Origin of the sequence: Vibrio sp. J502 (genome assembly GCF_025397955.1) — a bacterium.
In the GTDB taxonomy this organism is placed as follows: domain Bacteria; phylum Pseudomonadota; class Gammaproteobacteria; order Enterobacterales; family Vibrionaceae; genus Vibrio; species Vibrio anguillarum.
The window spans coordinates 516,903-532,962 of the sequence record NZ_CP104554.1 but is presented as its reverse complement, the minus strand read 5'-3'; the positions used below and the strand labels follow the sequence as shown (position 1 = coordinate 532,962).

The 16,060-nt window shown below is 46.6% G+C and carries 15 protein-coding genes; all 15 read right to left on the bottom strand.

Features of this window, described 5'->3' with window-relative positions; translation table 11 throughout:
- Positions 1-2: 2 nt before the first annotated feature.
- A complete protein-coding gene (fliL, locus tag N5E84_RS02665; RefSeq protein ID WP_017042738.1) occupies positions 3-500 on the bottom strand; it encodes a flagellar basal body-associated protein FliL in 498 nt (165 codons plus the stop codon).
- Positions 501-533: 33 nt separating this feature from the next.
- Positions 534-2,585 carry a flagellar hook-length control protein FliK gene (locus tag N5E84_RS02660; RefSeq protein ID WP_019281595.1) on the bottom strand — a complete coding sequence of 684 codons (2,052 nt, stop codon included), beginning with the start codon at positions 2,583-2,585 and terminating at the stop codon, positions 534-536.
- 172 nt (positions 2,586-2,757) lie between these two features.
- Positions 2,758-3,210 (bottom strand): flagellar export protein FliJ, encoded by a 453-nt coding sequence (gene fliJ, locus N5E84_RS02655; protein WP_010318709.1) that lies wholly within the window; start codon positions 3,208-3,210, stop codon positions 2,758-2,760.
- 3 nt (positions 3,211-3,213) lie between these two features.
- Positions 3,214-4,536 carry a flagellar protein export ATPase FliI gene (gene fliI, locus N5E84_RS02650; RefSeq protein WP_013856312.1) on the bottom strand — a complete coding sequence of 441 codons (1,323 nt, stop codon included), beginning with the start codon at positions 4,534-4,536 and terminating at the stop codon, positions 3,214-3,216.
- Positions 4,536-5,339, bottom strand: a complete 804-nt coding sequence (gene fliH / locus N5E84_RS02645) for a flagellar assembly protein FliH (RefSeq protein WP_019281596.1) — start codon at positions 5,337-5,339, stop codon at positions 4,536-4,538. Before fliH ends, fliI begins: the two co-directional genes overlap by 1 nt.
- Before the next feature lie 30 nt (positions 5,340-5,369).
- On the bottom strand, positions 5,370-6,419 hold the full coding sequence (gene fliG, locus N5E84_RS02640) for a flagellar motor switch protein FliG (RefSeq protein WP_013856310.1): 1,050 nt from the start codon (positions 6,417-6,419) through the stop codon (positions 5,370-5,372).
- Positions 6,412-8,154, bottom strand: coding sequence for a flagellar basal-body MS-ring/collar protein FliF (gene fliF / locus N5E84_RS02635; RefSeq protein WP_019281597.1), 1,743 nt, complete (start codon positions 8,152-8,154; stop codon positions 6,412-6,414). The genes fliG and fliF overlap by 8 nt, the downstream gene beginning before the upstream one ends.
- Before the next feature lie 14 nt (positions 8,155-8,168).
- Positions 8,169-8,480, bottom strand: a complete 312-nt coding sequence (gene fliE, locus N5E84_RS02630; RefSeq protein WP_026028064.1) for a flagellar hook-basal body complex protein FliE — start codon at positions 8,478-8,480, stop codon at positions 8,169-8,171.
- Between the two features lie 84 nt (positions 8,481-8,564).
- Entirely contained in the window at positions 8,565-9,974 is a 1,410-nt protein-coding gene (locus N5E84_RS02625) for a sigma-54-dependent transcriptional regulator (RefSeq protein WP_026028065.1), read from the bottom strand.
- Positions 9,974-11,032: a sensor histidine kinase gene (locus N5E84_RS02620; protein ID WP_013856306.1), complete on the bottom strand. Its 1,059-nt coding sequence runs from the start codon at positions 11,030-11,032 to the stop codon at positions 9,974-9,976. Before N5E84_RS02620 ends, N5E84_RS02625 begins: the two co-directional genes overlap by 1 nt.
- A 129-nt stretch (positions 11,033-11,161) precedes the next feature.
- Positions 11,162-12,628: a sigma-54 dependent transcriptional regulator gene (locus tag N5E84_RS02615; RefSeq protein WP_017045739.1), complete on the bottom strand. Its 1,467-nt coding sequence runs from the start codon at positions 12,626-12,628 to the stop codon at positions 11,162-11,164.
- A gap of 248 nt (positions 12,629-12,876) precedes the next feature.
- The gene (gene fliS, locus N5E84_RS02610) at positions 12,877-13,287 is read right to left on the bottom strand and encodes a flagellar export chaperone FliS (RefSeq protein WP_010318718.1); all 411 of its coding nucleotides are present in this window, start codon (positions 13,285-13,287) and stop codon (positions 12,877-12,879) included.
- A gap of 10 nt (positions 13,288-13,297) precedes the next feature.
- Complete coding sequence (locus tag N5E84_RS02605) at positions 13,298-13,603, bottom strand: flagellar protein FliT (protein ID WP_069212109.1); 306 nt, start codon at positions 13,601-13,603, stop codon at positions 13,298-13,300.
- A gap of 1 nt (position 13,604) precedes the next feature.
- On the bottom strand, positions 13,605-15,605 hold the full coding sequence (fliD, locus tag N5E84_RS02600) for a flagellar filament capping protein FliD (protein WP_019281598.1): 2,001 nt from the start codon (positions 15,603-15,605) through the stop codon (positions 13,605-13,607).
- A 22-nt stretch (positions 15,606-15,627) separates the two neighbouring features.
- Positions 15,628-16,056: a flagellar protein FlaG gene (gene flaG / locus N5E84_RS02595; protein ID WP_013856302.1), complete on the bottom strand. Its 429-nt coding sequence runs from the start codon at positions 16,054-16,056 to the stop codon at positions 15,628-15,630.
- Positions 16,057-16,060 lie beyond the last annotated feature (4 nt).

Sequence of the window (16,060 nt, the reverse complement as noted above, 5' to 3'; positions counted from 1 at the left end):
ACCTACTGCATTACAAAATCGGTAAACAACACTTTTTCGATCACAGGTTGCCCAACCGCTTTAGTGAGTGCCGCTTTAATATCATCTGTCGCCTTATCTCTCAGCTCAATTCGCCCGGTAGGGCTACGAAGCTGTTCCACAGTGGCAGACGCAAAAGTGGCCAGTAAAGAACTTTCCACTAAAGGTGAATGGTAACGTGCAAGGCTTTCGTTTTCTGAACCTCGCACCATCAACTGCACTTTGATTTGCACCAAACGATCTTTCTTATCACCCGTGACGTTAAACACAAACGGCTGTGCAATATTAACGTAGGCCACAGGATCCGTTGGCAAAGCTTGCTGCGCTGCGGGGGCTTGCTCACTCGTGGCTTCAGCCTCATCTCCGCTCATCAAAAAGAAAGCTGCACCACCACCAAGCAGTAACACTACGGCAGCAATAACGATAATCAGCAGTTTTTTCTTCCCTTTGGGGGCTTCCGCGCCTAACTCTTCATCAGCCATAATGTTTCTCTATGTCGTTATTTTAATGTTAGTTTAAGCGTAATAACTGATTCCATCACGCTTTGATGCGACATTCAAATCAAGTTTGACGTCTGTATCAAGGTTTTCTTCGTCTAAATAGCTTCCGTTGCGCGCCAATTGACCAGATTGAGCATCCCCGTCAGCAGTGTAGCGCGCTTGTTGCTGACCAGCGCTCTGTTGTTGGACAGAGGTCTCACCCAACTGCACACCTTGTTGTGCCAACATTTCTCGTAGCCTTGGCATAGATTGTTCAATCACATCACGTGCTTGATGGTTAGCGACCGTAAAATGAACCGTCGTATGATCACCATTCATATTCATACGAATTTGTAAACGCCCCAATTCCGGTGGATCTAAGCGAATATCGACATGTTTAAGGTTTTTCGACATCATCATTTGCAGCCGTTCCGCCATTTGCTCACTGGCCATTTCTCGGTTAAGCAACAAAGGAGGCTGTTGCGCGGCTTGCAAGTTGTCAGCACGGCTCTGCGTCGCGTTCAAACCATGTTGCCCCAAAGCACTCGAAAGCTGCTGCGCTAATGTGCCCTCTTTTTGCTCTTGAGCCGACCCTGCATCATTCACACCCGATAACGCTTTCGCGCCTAATCCGGCTTTGAATAGCGCGGGGTTGAGTGGCAATTCTGCATGGGTTGCAGCTGGTATCGCGGCCGCATTCGCTAACTGTTGTATTTGTACATTGGATAACTCATTGCTTGCTGTCACAAGAGGTGACGATGCTAGTGCGGCTTTATCTGCCGCCACGGCAGTCTGCATGGTTTGAGATTGTTGCTGAGCTAAGGCTTGCTGAACAGAATGGGCTAATGAAACTGGCGTATTTTTACCCTTGAGGACCGTTTCACTTTGTGCCACATCTAGAGGTAATGCTTGCCCTTCGGCAACAACTGTGTTCGCCCAAGGAATGGCAGCGGCAGTCAGTAACGCCTCTGTGGGCAGTCCTTGCTGATCATTTTCCGAATCGGTTTGAGGTGTATTCGCCGATGGGGATGGGGAAATAGGTAGCTTGCCCTCTGCTAAATTTGTCGTCAATTGTGAATCAAGTGCTTGCGCTTCAACCAAAGGTGATGACTCTATGGGCATGGCGTTGTCACTTTTTGCCACCGCGTTGACTGTTGCATCGCCAACTTCAGTTGTGGCAAGTAAAGTGGCCTCATCTTCTATCGCTTGCGACAAAGCGCTTGCTTGCACTGACTTTGTATCTTGAGGCGGCTGAATGAATTTTCGGACTGATTCCGGCAGGATGAGTTCACTATTCTCTTCGGTCTCTGCGTTTAAGCTTGATGCCGTAGGTGAACCTTCCGCAGCCATCAAACGCTCTTTGCCCTGCTGAATAGGCAGCACACGCTCTGCATCTTGTTCCGTGATGTGCTGATCAGATAATGGAGCTTGCTCATTCACTGACGTCGGTGCTACTGGTTCAGTAGTGGGTTTAGCGAATACATCCTGTGCTGATATTTGCGCAGCCGCTGGCGCTTTTTGCTCCACTTGATCCGAGGAGTCACCTGCGTTGTCGTCGATTTGCACGTCTACCGGATGAGTGTTTTGTGGCAAGGTTTTGCCGTTTTGGTCAGCAAGTGCTTGATTGGCGCTATTTAAACGGCCAAGGATTTCATCGCCATCGCTCATCACTTGTGCTGTTTTCTGCTGAAGAGCGGAGTCATCAACCTCTGCTGAAGGGGGTGATTTTGTTTGCACGGTAGCAAGATCAGCCTCTTCACTCAATGCCTCACCAAGTTCTTTATCTAACAAGGCATCGCTACTTTGGGCTGCCACGTCATCGGTGAGCACAGCTCCCTCATCCAGCGCCTTAAAGTCAGTTTCTGCCGAAGATTCAGTGCTACGACCCATAATGAGGGTGGTCAGTTTTTCAAAAAAACCTTGGGATTCAGAACCTTCACTCACCGCATCAGAGCCTGCTTTACTCACGCTGGCCATTTTAGATGTGTCGGATGGTGTTGTAATATTTACATTCATATCCATGATGCTCGCACTAAAAACAGAGGATGACGCGGATTCATTATTGGCCAGTAAGCCATGTTTCATCATTTTTTGACGATGGCGCAGTGGATTAACCTAATGAACTCCGTGATTAGTCAGAAGCAAGAAATGAGCCAAGCCTTCAATATCGATAAGAAAGTATGACACCCATCTTATTGGACACGTTGACGACTTGAGGCGTCAGTGACTTAAAACTTATTTTGATTAAAACTTATGTTGCTTAAAACTTGTGTTGATTAGAACGTTGCCGACTAAAGAGCAGTGTAGAAAACTCATCCATCTGCTTCTGCTCTCGTTTATCTTGCAGACGTTGCGCTTCTATCTGTTTTTTTTCAATGAGCCATTCGTAAGAGCGTCGCTGTTTTCTCACTTCCATCCAATGCTCTTGGCAGTTCTCTACCTGATTTTTGAAGTGTTGTTCTGCATCTCTTTGTTTGACAAGGGTTTCATCTAACTGGGTAAGAAATCGGTTTAAGTGTCCATATTGGCTCGCCGTCAAACCCGACATGCCGCGCTCCATAAGCTGCTGACAATAATCAAGACGATATTGTTCAATCTGCGCTAGCTGCTTGTAATAACTCTCTAGCTCATCACGCGATTTAGATAACGCCATCACGGCTTTTTCTTCTTTGTCTTTGGCTTGATCAAGCAAAAACTCGAGTGCGTTATCCATCGATTACCCCACTTGCAAAACGTGCTTGAGCATATTGACGCACATGTCGTAAGGAACCGAATCCTTCATCCCTTGCTGCAAATATTCATCCAGCCTAGGTTTTAGCGTAAATGCACTGTCAATCGCAGGGTCCGTCCCCGGCTTGTAAGCACCGATAGAGACGAGATCTTGATTTTTCCGGCAGATGGAGAGTATTTGACGCACCGCTTTCGACATCAACAGATGTTCATCGGTGGTGATTTGTGGCATGACACGGCTGACCGATTTCTCTACATCAATCGCAGGGTAATGTCCGGCATCGGCCATTTCACGTGATAAAACAATGTGACCATCAAGAATGGCTCGCGATGCATCAGCGATCGGGTCTTGTAGATCATCCCCTTCGGTGAGCACGGTAAAGAAAGCGGTAATCGATCCTTGGTGAGGACCTCCATTTCCCGCTCGTTCAACCAAGGCGGGCAGTTTAGCAAACACCGACGGCGGATAACCTTTTGTGGCTGGCGGCTCACCGACAGATAACGCAATTTCACGTTGCGCTTGGGCAAAACGAGTCAACGAGTCCATTAGTAGCAATACATCTAACCCTTGATCACGAAAGTATTCCGCAATCGCTAACGCGGTTTGACAGCCTTTTAAACGCATCAGCGGTGAGGAGTCCGCAGGCGCGGCTACTACAACTGAACGTTGACGTCCATCAACGCCTAAAATCTCTTCTATAAACTCTTTTACTTCGCGGCCACGTTCACCAATCAGCCCCACCACCACCACTTGAGCGGTTGTGCCACGAGTCATCATGCCAAGCGTTACAGATTTACCGACACCAGAACCAGCAAATAAACCAATCCGCTGCCCTTTACCCACCGTCAGTAAACCGTTGATCGCTTTTAGGCCAACGTCCAGAGGTTCTGTTATGGGTTTGCGAGCTAATGGATTGATGGGGTCAGCATTAAACGATGCGCGCTTTTCGGTATAAATAGGCCCCAGCCCATCGAGTGGATTACCGACACCATCAATCACCCGTCCAAGCAGCTCCATCCCGACTGGTAGCCCCGCATCCCCTGTCATTGGGGTAACTTTAGCTCCGGGCAGTACGCCTGTTATCTGTTCGCTGGGCATCAGATAGAGGTTATCGCCAGAAAAGCCAACCACTTCCGCTTCCATTTCTCCGGACATGGTTTCTACTTTACATAAGCTACCAATAGGGGCTTTACAACCAGTAGCCTCAAGGGTTAAACCAACCACACGGACCAATTTGCCCGATGCCATTGGGCGGCAGGTTAACCCTTCAGTTTTGTATTGACTAAGGCGATCGGCAAGAGACAACACTATTGATCACCTTGTTGGTGACGATTGGTGCCACAAAAACTTTTCAACACGCTACGAATGCGATCTTCCATTCGATAATTCACACTCGACTCACCAGCTTCAATCTGGACGTCACCGCGATTTAATGCTGGTTCTTTGACCAATGTCCAGTTTCGGAAATCCAGTTCTTTTTCGCCATAAGCAGAATGAATCACGTCAACATCTTCTGGATGGAGTTTTAATGTGATGGCATGACCGGATACAGGCAGGGATTCAACCGACGATTTGACGGTATCTAAGATCACTTGCGGATTGGTTTGTACCTCAACGTGAACGACTTCTTTGACCAAGGTTAAAACCATATCGACCAGCTGTTTTTCGACTTGGGCATTCATCAACTCTAGCGGTTGAGCAAATTGATTGGCAAGACCAACGAAAATATCAACCTGCTGCTGGATGAGGGCTTGCCCTTCAGCGACACCCTCGGTTTTGCCTTGCTCAACACCTTCTTGGTGTCCTGCAATCAGCCCTTCTTCTTTGCCTTTTTCATAACCTTGTTTGAATCCGGCTTCTTGGCCTTGGTGCAAACCTTCTTGATAAGCCCCTTGTTTGATCTGGCCAATCTCTTCTTCGCTGAGTTGCAGCGGCTCTTCGACCACTGGCTCATCAAAACTTGGCATCCAACCGGGGTCGTAGTTCATTGCCGTTTCTTTGGCTTTTTTATTGATCTCTGCGCCGTAGTCCGGCAACCCCCACTTTTTGGCTTGTTCAATATTAGCGTCTGCATCTAAACGTAAAAAGCCGCGTTTTCTTTCTCCAGACATAATGCTACCTATTGTTGAGTCAGGGTTAGATTATAAGAATTCGTCTGCGCCGCCAGACAGCATAATTTCGCCACTGTCGGCCATACGACGTGCAATCGCCAGAATCTCTTTTTGCGCCGCTTCGACATCTGATACTTTAATCGGAGGCATGGCTTCCAGATCATCTTTCATCATCTCAGCTGCACGTTTTGACATGTTTTTGAAGATCTTCTCACGCAATGCGTCATCAGCACCTTTAAGTGCTTTTTGCAGTACATCTTGCGGTACATCACGCAGCAATTTTTGAATGCCTTGGTCGTCGACTTCGACTAAGTTTTCGAACACGAACATCAGATCTTGGATCTGCGTTGCCATGTCTTCATCTTGCTCACGCATTTGATCCATGAGGATGCCTTCGATATTGTTATCGAGGTAGTTCATGATATCAGCCGCGGCTTTCAAGCCACCAATTTTCGCCGCTTGCGCGCCCGCTTGACCGGCAAATTGTTTCTCCATGATTTCATTCAACTCAGCCAATGCCGAAGGTTGTACTTCTTCAAGGTTGGCAATGCGCATCAATAAGTCTAAACGGTCACGTTCAGCAAACTGCGCCAAAATTTCAGCCGATTGATCCGGTTCTAAATACGATAAAACAATGGTTTGGATTTGTGGGTGTTCATTAACAATGATGCTCGCCACTTGTCGTGGGTCCATCCATTTCAATGAATCCAACCCTTTTGAACCCGTGCCAAGCAAAATTTGATCGACCAAGTTATTGGCTTTATCGGCACCTAATGCAGCGATAAGCGCGTTACGCATAAAGTCTTCGCTGCCCATACCGATATTGGTGTATTTCTGAATATCTTCGAGGAAAGCACGATGCACCGCGCCCACTTTCTCTTGGCTAAGCTCTTTCGCTTTCGCCATCGCGCTACCGACTCGTTGTACCTGCTTAGGTTCAAGATGGCGGATGATGCCCGCGGCGTCCTCTTCGTTTAAGCTCAACAACAAAATAGCCGCTTTTTCATCACCAGAAATTGTTGAAATATCAACCGATGATTCTGTCACTTCTGTTCCACTCTTATTTTTATTATCAGGCATTTTGCATCCAATTCTTCACTACTTGAGCCGCAAGTTCAGGCTCATTGGCCACTAGAGCACGCACCGCTTTCAGTACATCCTCATCCTTGTGTAAGTTTGGCAAATCAATACCGGAACCAAACTCAAAGAGATCACCGCCATCAATACCACTGCCAATTAAACTGGTTTCACCATCAGCACCAATCGGTAAACCATCAGGTCCGTACATTGGGTCATCATCATCCGCAGCAGGGTTGAGCAGTTTTTTCAGCGCAGGGCGAACCAGCACCAGCACCACAACCACAATAACCAAGGCACTAGCAAACCAACGTACCCAATCGTTGAAGTTTGGATGCTCCCAAATAGGGACATCAACCATTGACTCAACTTCAGGCACGGCAAATTGCATGCTCAAGACATTCAACAAATCGCCACGGTTTTCATCAAAGCCAACCGTCCCAATCAATACTTGTCGCACGGCGCTAATTTCACTTTCGCTCAAGGGAGTATAGGTGACTTCGCCAGTCTCTGGGTTAACCGATGGTCGGTTTTTAATCGCCACCGCAACGGTTTGACGATTCACCACACCCGATTGTTTGCGTTCATGACTGATGGTGGTATCGAGTTCAAAATTGCGCGTGGCTTCTTTATGGACCGAACCTTGCCCAAGAACCGAGCCATCTTTCATCTGCGCGACGTCTTGTGGGATCGAAGCATCCGCAGGTGGCTGATTACTTAATGCACCTGGAACGCCAGCCACCACATTGCCGTTGTTATAGTCTTCAAGCGTATATTCGCTGCGTGTCGCTGGCGTATTCGGGTCAAAGCGTTTACGCGTTTGTTCAATGGCACTGAAATCCAGTTGGATATCCACTTGGGCGGTATAATTACCAAAACCTAGAATTGGGATTAATACCGAATCAATTTTTTCACGCAGCGCCTCTTCTTGCTTGCGTTCAAGTTCTTGTTCTTTACGACGAGCAGAAGAGACGGGGTCTTGAGAGCCTGAGCTGAGCAACCGACCATGTTGATCAGTCACGGTAATTCGATTGGGCTTCATCCCTGGCACAGCGCTGGCGACCATATCGACAATAGAGTCGACCTCTTCTTGTTTGAGATTCGCGCCAGTTCGCAAGGTAAGAAATACGGAGGCAGAAGCATCTTGGTTATGACGAACAAATACGCTTTGCTTTGGCAGCGCCAATAATACACGAGCTTTGTTGACAAGCTTCATCTCTTCGATTGCTTTAGCAAGTTGACGCTCACGGCTAAGTTTAAGGCGCTCTTGCTCAAGGCGCTGAGAAACACCAAAGCCCATGTCTTGCATCAAGATTTCATCGCCCGCTTGCTTGTTTTGATTTAACCCTGCACGGACGAGGTTGAGTTTTAAGCTGTTGTATTCACTGGATGGCACTAAGATAGTATTACCATCTAATTTGTAGGTTAGTTTCTGCTGATCAAGATAATCGAGGACAGGAATAAGTTCTTCGGTTTCATAAGCGCCAAGTGGGCGCATTTCAGGTTCTCGAACCCAAAAGAACAACATGACAATCAGCGCGACACAGATGGAAATAGAAAGGACTAACACCACCTGGCGCAACAAGTCCAAGTCGCCCATCGCAAAATCACTTTTGGATGAACTCTTCTCTTCAAGATCTGGGTTTTGCGTGTCCATGTCTAGATCTGAGCTCGCCATTAAAGCGTGGTCAGAACCACTGGTCACGGTAAGATCGGTTGTTTGCTTATCTTCTGCCACGGCGGCTACCTAATTTATACGGGCATATTCATGAGTTCTTTGTAGGCGTCGACAAGTTTATTTCGAACTTGAATCGTCGCTTCAAAGGCTACACTCGACTTATTACGAGCAATCATCACATCTGATAGTGAGACATTTTCATCTCCCCGATCAAAGCGGGTTTGTAAATTACCTGAGGTCTTTTGCAAACTGTTCACGTTATTAATGGCTTTGGAAAGCATGTCGCCAAAATCAGCACTCACACTTTGTCCAGTTGCCGTAGGACGAGCATTGGTTGCTTCCAACATCATTGTTTGCATTTCGCTGTTTAAACCATCAAGTCTCATTGCTACCTCTAACGCCAAATCTTTGACTGCTGTGCTGCTTCTTTCTGTGATGCAGCAATTTATATGCCATCACCCACTTTGGGGTTAATTGGGGATATCAATTCCTGCATCACGCATTTTCGCTAATTTATAACGCAGTGTCCTAGGGCTAATTCCGAGCTTGTCAGCCATCTCTTTACGGCGGCCTTGGCACTCGACTAAAGTATCCATAATAATGGTGTACTCTTGATCTCTCAGCTCATCACCCAATGCAGCGCCATTGTTATTAAACAGCTTATTCACTTCGGCTTGTGCTACAGGCTTAATCTCTGGTGTGGCAATATCGCTGCGCTCTACGACTTGTTGCAAGCTGCTAGCATCTTGCCAATCAACCCCTTCCAACAAGATATGTTCACTTGCAATGTCTCCTTGCTCGCTCAAGATCAGCGCGCGTTGCACGACGTTATCAAGTTCACGGACGTTGCCCGGCCAAGCGTAACTAAGCAACTTGTTAATGGCTTGCGGCGCGATACGAGGCACAGGTAAACCAAGTTTAGTGCAGTGACGCTCTACAAGGTGGTGAGCCAGCGGTTCAATATCCCCTTTGCGGTCACGTAGCGCTGGCCATGAGATTGGAAAGACGTTGAGGCGATAATATAAATCATCACGGAAATTGCCTTCCTGCACATACTGCTTTAGGTCGCGGTTGCTGGTCGCCAATACGCGGACATCAAGCTTAATGCTTTTACGCCCCCCCAAGCGTTCCACTTCACGCTCTTGGAGTACGCGCAGCAGTTTTGCTTGTAGGTTCAGATCCATCTCGCTGATCTCATCGAGTAAAATGGTCCCACCTTGTGCTTGTTCAAATTTGCCCGGACAAGCTTGTACCGCTCCTGTAAATGCCCCTTTTTCATAACCAAATAAGGTGGCTTCGAGCATGTTGTCTGGAATGGCGGCACAGTTGATCGCCACAAATGGCCCATCTTTACGCGGAGATGAGTTATGAATGTAGCGAGACATGACCTCTTTTCCAGAGCCGCTTGGGCCCAAAATCATGACGTTAGCATCGGTTTTTGCCACTTTGTCGGCAAGTGACAATAAGCGCAGGCTTTTCTCATCTGCAACAACCGCATCACCATTATCATCCGATTTCACTGGCGCGTAACGGCTAACCATGTTGAGTAGCACTTCGGGGGCAAAGGGTTTTGCCATGTAATCAATGGCGCCCTCTTTCATCGCCGAGACCGCATCTTCAATATTGGCGTACGCCGTCATCAGCAACACGGGTAAATTGGGCCAATGCTGTTTGATGTTGCGCAGCAGTGCAAGGCCACCCATGCCAGCCATTTGAACGTCAGAGACAACAATATCAACAGGATGTGCTTTGAGTTTAATCAGTGCATCTTCGGCGCAATCAGCTTCCAGCCATTCATAACCGGCCAGCGCCAAAGTATCGACTAACGCTTCGCGTAGACCTTCATCATCTTCAACGATTAAGACTTTGCTTTGAGCCATCATCCTTCTCCAGTCTCTGTTGGTGAAGAAGGGGCATGACGCTCGAGTGGAATGCACATAGTAAAGCAAGCACCCTCCCCTTCTTCTGAAATTAATTCCAATCGCCCATCATGGGCGCGGCAGACCATTTGTACCACCGCTAACCCTAACCCCGTTCCTTGTGAGCGAGTGGTAAAAAACGGTTCCATAATTTTACTTTGCAGCGCAGCAGGGACTCCCGGACCACTGTCTTGTACCGAGATTTTCAGCTCACCATTTACCGGGCGAAAAAAGACATCAATTTGCGACGCCTTACCCGCAATTTGTATTGCGTTCATCACTAAGTTACTCAGTGCAGAGGCAATGGCATTTGCATTACCTAACACCACAGTCCCTTCTTGTTCCACTTCCTGATGATAATCAATTGCGCTATTTTTTAATGCCGTTTCCACCATGGGAACAAATTCGCTGACCAAGTCTGTCACTGTAAACGGCTGAATGACTTTATTGTCACCACCTTTGGCAAACAACAACATATCATTGACTTGTTTTTCAAGATCATGAAGCCTATCCATCAGCTTAGACTGAAAACGCTCTCTTGTAGCGTTTGGCAAGTTAGGCGCACCTAAATTTGAGGCATAGAGCATAGCGCTGGATAACGGTGTGCGAACTTGGTGTGCCAAAGACGCCACCATTCGACCGAGTGAGGATAAGCGCTGTAAATCACTGATGCGTGATTGAAGTAACCGAGTTTCGGTTAAATCGGTGATTAATATCAATTGGCCTGTTGCTGATGCTGAAATGGCTAATCTAACTTTACGACCATTGCGCAGCGAGATTTCATGCCCATCATCTTCTCTCGGCGCAAAAGCACTTTGAATGACGGAATACCATTTTTCACCCGCCAATGGGACTTGCAATAACCGCTGAGCTTCAGGATTAGCCTCTCTGACTACGCCTTGAGTATCGAGCAAAATGACGCCAGCAGGCATCACATCAAGAACCTGTTTATAGCGCTCAACTTGATCCTCTACAGAATCTAAGTGAGATTGATTAATGGGTGTGTCAGGAGACTGCATGTCGAAATTCTACCTATAAAACAACAATAGCCTAACACGCAAAATACATGCCAGGCTATTTTTCTTTAAAATCAAATAATTAATCCATTGCCAATATATTGACTAAACTTTACCCATGCTGTTTTTGAATCACCGTTGCATATTGTATTTACGCATTTTTTCAACCAAGGTCGTACGGCGCATACCCAGCATATCAGCGGCACGCGCTACCACTCCGCCTTGAGCTTCAAGGGCTTGGTTGATCATATTGACTTCCAAGTCCGCCAATAGCTCTTTCAAATTCACGCCTTCAGGAGGCAATGACTGCGGTGCGTTGAGATTTTCGTGCATCTCTTCGACGTCTTCAAAACTGAAGTTTTCAGAGAAAATACCCGCCAGCACATCACGTTCTTGGTCTTCAACAGAACCATAAGAGCTGTGCTCTGGTTGGAATTCTGGAATATCACTATAGCGGTATTTAGTTGGTAAATGATTGACGTCGACGAGACTATTTGGATAGAGAATGATCATCCGCTCAACTAAATTCGCTAGCTCACGAACATTGCCCGGCCAATTGTGTTCCATTAACGAATTGACTGCTCGCGGGGTAAAACAAAATGGCTGTCCACCTTCCGCTTCCATACGTGTCATGAGTTCTTGTAACAGCAATGGGATGTCGTCTTTGCGATCTTTTAGCGCTGGCATTTCAATTGGGAAAACATTGAGTCGATAGTAAAGATCTTCACGAAATGATTCATCATCAATCATGTTTTCTAAATTGCGGTGAGTCGCTGACACCACACGCACATTCACTTTAATGGTGGTGTTACCGCCCACACGTTCAAAGCAGCGTTCTTGTAACACACGCAACAACTTTACCTGCATCGACATCGGCATATCACCGATCTCATCGAGAAATAAAGTACCGCCTTCGGCAAGCTCAAAACGACCTTTACGCGCGGTTATCGCTCCGGTAAACGCCCCTTTTTCATGACCAAATAATTCACTTTCAAGTAAATCAGCCGGAATCGCGCCACAGTTAATCGGCACAAACGGACCGTTGCGGCGTGCAGAATGATAATGGATGTTACGCGCAACCACTTCTTTGCCCGTTCCAGATTCACCTAAGATCAACACATTAGCTTCTGTGCCTGAGACTTGCTCAATCAAATGGCGAACTTCTTGGATACCATGACTTTGGCCTACAAGGCTACGAAATAAGGTATTCTTACGCGATGTAGAGGGAACTTGCACGCCTTTGCGTCCTAAAAATTCTTTGCAATGTCGTAATGCGTCACTCAGTTGAGGGTAATTAAGAGGTGACTCAAGTTCACCGACGTATTGAGTAAATTCTTCCAATGAATATGGCTGCTTGTTTGCCATTAGAAGTGGAATATAATTGGCCTTAGTCAACCACTGAGCTATCTCATCAGTTAACTGCTCACTTTTTAGCGATCCAATAATGCAGCCCCCCCACAATCTTGAACAATCAATATCCTTGATTTGGGATGACTCGATCGCCTCGCAGTGCTCTCCAACAAATTCTAAAATGTTACTTAGATTGAGACGGATCTGCGGATCGTCTTCTATCACAAGCAGTTTTGCTAAACCTTGCATAGGTGAGAATATTTGCCTTAAATCAGAGAAATTGTGGCCGCACTTCTGAAAATCGTTATTCAGTTTTGTTTTTCTATAATCACTTGATTAAACGATAGACAATTTGTGGAATTCAGCAACAAAAAAAGCCATTAGGCTAGTAATGGCTTCTATTCTATGGAATAAAAAAAATAAGGCAACCAAGCAATGAGCTGGTGTGACATCAGTTAAAACTTTAAAAAATAAGTGCCTAAAGTTTTATAAATAACTTATATGCCCACTTCGCTTGCCGTTAGATTGTGGTATTCAGGAGGGATTTGATCCCATGCTGATTTAATTTCTCGAATGATGTCGATCACATCATCCAGTGGTTGCGGGTCATTCTGATGATTCGCTTCGGTGATCTGAGTGATCATAAATTCATAAAGCTGATCTAAATTTTTTGCAATATCCCCGCCATCACTCATCGATAAGCAACTGCGTAAGCTAATAATGATATCCAATGCTTTACCAAGGCGTTCACCCTTACTTGGAATATTCCCCTGTAGCATTGCTGCTTTTGCTTGAATAAGGCGTTCAATGGCACCCGCCATCAACATTTGTACGACTTTATGCGGCGAGGCCGCACTGAGCTGGCTATCCACTGATACCTTTTTGTATGCCTGTAAAGAACCGCGCATAGTCTTCCTCTTATAAAAACTTTTTGTATTGCTGAACGGATTTATTACCGTGTCGGTATTTTTGGAGCGTTCTACCGATCTCGACCGTTTTTGACTGCATCAGTTCAACAAGATGTTTAGTTTCATCAATAGCCTCTCGCCATCGGCTCGACATTGCAAACTGTGGATTTTCTGACGCATGCGTCAGTAAGTTTTGCAATATCCGTTCCCTTTTATCGACAAGATGATTGATTTCTTCAGTATTAATTTCATCAATGACAAGCATTGCTCTTATTTGGTGATCTAGATCACTTAAAAGGTCGAGTTGCTGCTCCATATCAGCCGCCTAACGCATTCATCATACCAGCTAATTGGTTCTGCATTTTACTGGTCGCGTCTTGCATTGCTGAAAACTTAGAATGCGTTCGCTTCTCCAAACTGTCCATGCGGCGATCAAGTGCCGCTTGGTCGTCCGCCACACGGTAGTTGCGTTCTACTAAGCTTTTTTCGCGTGTGCGAATCGACCCTGTCACCCCCGTCATGCTCTGAATAGCATCTTCAACCCGTTTGGCAAATCCTTGGTTTCCACCAAAGAACTCACCTAGCTTATTAAAGTTGTTATTGAGTTGGCGATCTAGCATGTCGTAGTTAATTTCAAGTGTCCCTTGGCGTGTGGTGGTAATACCAAACTCAATCAGACTTTTGATCTCTTCTGGAGCCTGCTCAATTCTAGTCGAAAAAACACTACGTAGGCGGGAATCTGCACTGCGCACAATACTGTCACCCGCCAGTGGCCCAGCTTGGCCAGTCCGAGGGTCAACGCCTCCAAGTTCTTTAGAGACCTGATAAAACTGATTATACGCCGCGACAAATTGTTCAATATCATCGCGCACGGTTTTGCGGTCATATTCGATGCCAATTTCAGCCGGTGGTTTGCCTTTGGCCGTTTGCCCTTTAAGGGTCAAATCAACCCCTTCAATCGCATCTTCAATCACGTTGTTGTTGCTAGAAAGGGTCGCCACACCGTCCAAAACCACCACGGAATCTTGGCCTGCTTGTACTTGAGTCATACCTTGATAGGCGTCAAATGATGCTTGTGCCGCTCTAAGTTCAGCATCTGCTTTGTCCACTTTATCTAAATACTCACGCTCTTGCGGGTCAAGCTTTTCACGCTCTTTCTGCTTGGCTTGCTCTGGCGTCAGTTCACCACTACGCACCGCCGCCGCAACCGCGGCTTTTTCGGCTGCTAATTGCTGTTCAAGCTTGGCTTGCGCTTCTTTGGGGGTGACATAGGAGTCAACCAAAGTACCAGAAGCAGTATTGGTCCAACCGGGCACATCTGGCGCTTTTTCTAACGCGGTCGCATCAAGCTCTGGATCAGGTTCATAGTAGGAATCGAGCAAGGTGCCAGAGGCGGTTTCAGTCCACCCTGGAATACGATCTTGCGGTTTCAGATATTTATTGGCAGCAACACCGGCGGCGGCAGCAGCTTTGACGGCGGCATCGGTTAATTCACCGGCAGCATTAGCGACTTTACCGTCGGCAGCTACTTGTCCGGCGACTTCTTGAACACCACTCGCCATACTTTGGTCAACTTCGCGTGCCGCCGCACCTATTTTCTCGGCGACTTTTGCAGCGATAGCTTGTTGAGCTGGCGTGAGTGGTGCAATGATTTGTTGCGCCGCAGCGCGTGCTTTTTCTAAATCTTTAACGCGCTCTTCCAGCGTTTTGTATTCTAGATTTTTGAGCGGATTTCCGGCATCAGACTGAGCATTAATTTTAATGTCATGATCTTTTCCAGATAGATTAGAGGCCACAATCAAACGTGGTCCTTCAACATCATTGATTACCGAAGCACGAACTCCGGGATTGGTTTTAGTGCTGTTGATACCGCGAACGATATCAATCAATTTTGAATTGGCTTGGACATCAACATCAAACTTCTGATCACCAAGTGAAATCTGCAGCTTACCAGGACCAAACTTTGCCTCTTTATCTAAAACATCCGAGGCAACTTTATGGCTCTGTGCAAGCTGCAACACATCGATAGCATATTTACCTGCTATTGCGTCAGTGGTGGCTGTCGCGGAGACGACGTTTTCATCAGTAGTATCGACTTTTCGCAAAGCGAAAGCCTTCTCCTGACGAAAATTCGTCATAAGATTTTTCATCGTATCCAGCGACTCTTTGAGCCGGCCGTAGGCACTGATACTGGCATCAATTTGGCCAAGCTCATTATCAATACGTTGCTGCTTAGGAACGCGCTCTGCATTGACAATTTTGCTGACCAAGGAATTGATATCCATGCCAGTATTCATACCCATCGGGCCTAAGCTCATTAAATCACCTCAAAAACTACGATTACACCTTAGCAACCAATAAACCTGTACTGTGGTCTTTTTGTCTGGCAAGGCGTCGCAAAACCTCTAGCATTTCCTCGTTCGGGATCTGACGAATAATGTCACCAGTACTGGCTTCATAAATCGTCACAACATCCCGTCCTGATTCTTCATCGACTCTAAACGCTAAGTCTTTGTTGATAGATGAGATAAATTCATTCATCTGCTCTACCATCTTGGCTCTTTCCGATTTGTTGATCTGCTCTCGTTGCTGTGCAAGCTCGATTGCCGCTTCAACGCTTTGGTTTTGCCTATTTCTTAACTGTTCAGTACGATTCACCTCATTTTGTTTCGAGGAAGCGCGTGTCGCGCCATCGTTTTCTGAAGCAAATTTAATGCCACTTTGCGAGCCGTAAGGCTGGATGTTCGATGTGTAGGATGGTATTTCCATAACA

Excerpts from the sequence above, each read along its gene's own strand:
- fliL (WP_017042738.1), bottom strand. The coding sequence starts at position 500 with ATGGCTGATGAAGAGTTAGGCGCGGAAGCCCCCAAAGGGAAGAAAAAA.
- N5E84_RS02660 (WP_019281595.1), bottom strand. The coding sequence starts at position 2,585 with ATGATGAAACATGGCTTACTGGCCAATAATGAATCCGCGTCATCCTCT.
- fliJ (WP_010318709.1), bottom strand. The coding sequence starts at position 3,210 with ATGGATAACGCACTCGAGTTTTTGCTTGATCAAGCCAAAGACAAAGAA.
- fliH (WP_019281596.1), bottom strand. The coding sequence starts at position 5,339 with ATGTCTGGAGAAAGAAAACGCGGCTTTTTACGTTTAGATGCAGACGCT.
- fliG (WP_013856310.1), bottom strand. The coding sequence starts at position 6,419 with ATGCCTGATAATAAAAATAAGAGTGGAACAGAAGTGACAGAATCATCG.
- fliE (WP_026028064.1), bottom strand. The coding sequence starts at position 8,480 with ATGAGACTTGATGGTTTAAACAGCGAAATGCAAACAATGATGTTGGAA.
- N5E84_RS02625 (WP_026028065.1), bottom strand. The coding sequence starts at position 9,974 with ATGGCTCAAAGCAAAGTCTTAATCGTTGAAGATGATGAAGGTCTACGC.
- N5E84_RS02620 (WP_013856306.1), bottom strand. The coding sequence starts at position 11,032 with ATGCAGTCTCCTGACACACCCATTAATCAATCTCACTTAGATTCTGTA.
- N5E84_RS02615 (WP_017045739.1), bottom strand. The coding sequence starts at position 12,628 with ATGCAAGGTTTAGCAAAACTGCTTGTGATAGAAGACGATCCGCAGATC.
- fliS (WP_010318718.1), bottom strand. The coding sequence starts at position 13,287 with ATGCGCGGTTCTTTACAGGCATACAAAAAGGTATCAGTGGATAGCCAG.
- N5E84_RS02605 (WP_069212109.1), bottom strand. The coding sequence starts at position 13,603 with ATGGAGCAGCAACTCGACCTTTTAAGTGATCTAGATCACCAAATAAGA.
- fliD (WP_019281598.1), bottom strand. The coding sequence starts at position 15,605 with ATGAGCTTAGGCCCGATGGGTATGAATACTGGCATGGATATCAATTCC.
- flaG (WP_013856302.1), bottom strand. The coding sequence starts at position 16,056 with ATGGAAATACCATCCTACACATCGAACATCCAGCCTTACGGCTCGCAA.